Below are 2,091 nucleotides of genomic sequence, written 5' to 3' on the forward strand. Positions count from 1 at the left end.
TATCGAGTAGGGTGAGGCGTTACCGCCTCATCCCTCTCACAGAACCGTACATACGGGCCTCGTATACGGCTCATGCCATTAACTTACCCCGAACTCGGGGACAGTGATGCCCGTTTTGATCTTCGTTAAGTCCATCAACTTCAGATCGTCATGCAAGTAGGCGCTGGGGATCGCCAGATGGGCCAGCGGTGACGCCGCGTTACGCCAGCTTTGCATCTTGATGTACTTAAACGGCGGGCGGTAGCCCAACTGTTTCAGCCTTCGATGCAGCCGACTCGGCTTCTTCCACTGCTTGAGCTGGACGCAGCGGAGACGCCGCCTGACCCAGCTCATCACCTGTTTCAACACCCGTGCGCAGTTCGCTACCCGGAAGTAATTGGCGAAGCCACGGAGTACAGGATTCAGTTCGCGGATGATCACCGCAAGCCCTGCACCTCGATTGCGCTTCGTCAACGCTTTCACCTTCTGCTTAAGTTTCACCACCTTCTTTTCCTGGATGCGGGTGTACTTGGTGTGGATCACCACCCCCAGGAACTTGATCCCCTCGTCGCTGTGCGCGATGTGGGTCTTGGTGGCATTGACTGTCAGCTTCAGCTCACCTTCCAGATAACAGTGGGCTGCCCTCAACGCGTTCTCCGCTCCAGCCCGTGAGCTGCACAGGATCAGGATATCGTCCGCGTAGCGGACGATTCGATGACCCCGTGCCTTCATGAACTGGTCGAAGGCGTCCAGGTAGACGTTGGCGATCAGCGGACTGATCACGCCGCCCTGGGGGCTGCCCAGCGCCGTCTCTTCAAGGTGGTGCCCCACCATCACGCCGCTTTCCAGGCACTGGCGCAGCAGCGACAACACACTGCCGTCCGTGATCCGTTGGCGGAACTGGCGGATGATCAGGTCGTGGTTTAACGTGTCGAAGCATTTCGACAAGTCCATATCCACTACCCATTCACGCCGGTAGCGGCGCACGAACAGCTCCGCCTTGCCAATGGCATGGTGGCCACTGCGTCCCGGACGATACCCGTAGCTCGAGGGATGAAAGTCCGGTTCGAAGAGCGGTTCGATGATACTGCGTAATGCCTGTTGCACAACCCGGTCTCGAACCGTGGGAATACCCAACAGACGTTCACCGCCGTCATCCTTGGCGATGGCAACGCGCCTGACAGGCTGCGCTCGATAGCGCTTTTCCTTCAGTTCGAGGAGCAGACACGACAGCTCCACCTCCAGATTCACCTCGAACGCACTCAGGCTCTGCCCATCGATTCCGGCCGCACCTTTGTTGCGCTTGACGTGTCTGAAGGCTTCATACAGGCGCTGCTTTGACAGCAACTGCCCGTAAAGACTGTAGTATTTCCTCATGCCTGCTCATCTCTGTGATGACGGCTCCGATCGTCGGTCTGGCTACTGGTCTGTTTCAAACGACCCGTCCGGGTACTAGCGCTTGGCAATCTGCCGCCACGGTGTCGTTCTACTCCCTCGTTCAGAGAAGGACGAAGCCACTGTGTTCCCACCGCACTTCGACCCACTTCCCTGCCCCGTCGGACAGCTTGTGAACGCAGCGTCCACCTTCGGATCAATATCCGTCGTTCTCATTAATGACTTCCGCCCTTCGCATCCGACCAAGGCTTTTGGCCTTGCCCAGTCCACTGAACCTCCGCCAGCGGTCGATCCGGTTTTATCCTCCACGCTGTTACCAGGCTTCACAGGCCGGAACTTCCTCACTACTACGGCATCATCTGCCACCTCACACCCGACCCGCTCTTGGCTTTCACCTTGACGCGTGCCTTCCAGACAAACTGGATACGGTGCCAGGCTTCCCCGGTTACTGCACCGGCTCCCTGTTAACGATGCCACCCTCAAACACAGCACAGGCCTGACTGAGTATCGGGCGTCGCGCTATTTTGCACGCTTACCCACCTGTGCTGCCGAAGCAGGTTCACTTGCGTTGTGTACCGTTAACACCCTATGGCTTCCTTCAGACCCCACCGTTGGCCAGTGGCGCCCTTGCCAGTCGGGTTGTCTTCCCCTCAGTCGGGGTGACGACACCTTCTTTCAGGTGTCCGGGGTTGCCGGCTTCGCCGGGCAAACAAAAAA

The 2,091-nt window shown here is 58.2% G+C and carries 2 protein-coding genes; one reads left to right on the plus strand and one right to left on the minus strand.

Going from position 1 to position 2,091, the window contains the following annotated elements:
• Positions 1-78: 78 nt before the first annotated feature.
• The gene (gene ltrA / locus INT21_RS17935) at positions 79-1,356 is read right to left on the minus strand and encodes a group II intron reverse transcriptase/maturase (protein WP_193059771.1); all 1,278 of its coding nucleotides are present in this window, start codon (positions 1,354-1,356) and stop codon (positions 79-81) included.
• A 421-nt stretch (positions 1,357-1,777) separates the two neighbouring features.
• Here ltrA and INT21_RS20520 point away from each other — a divergent pair.
• Positions 1,778-2,091: hypothetical protein (locus tag INT21_RS20520; RefSeq protein ID WP_226912297.1), on the plus strand; the 314-nt coding region annotated here is incomplete at its 3' end.

This window comes from Halomonas sp. 3F2F (assembly GCF_014897805.1).
Taxonomy (GTDB): Bacteria; Pseudomonadota; Gammaproteobacteria; order Pseudomonadales; family Halomonadaceae; genus Vreelandella.

Excerpts from the sequence above, each read along its gene's own strand:
- ltrA (WP_193059771.1), bottom strand. The coding sequence starts at position 1,356 with ATGAGGAAATACTACAGTCTTTACGGGCAGTTGCTGTCAAAGCAGCGC.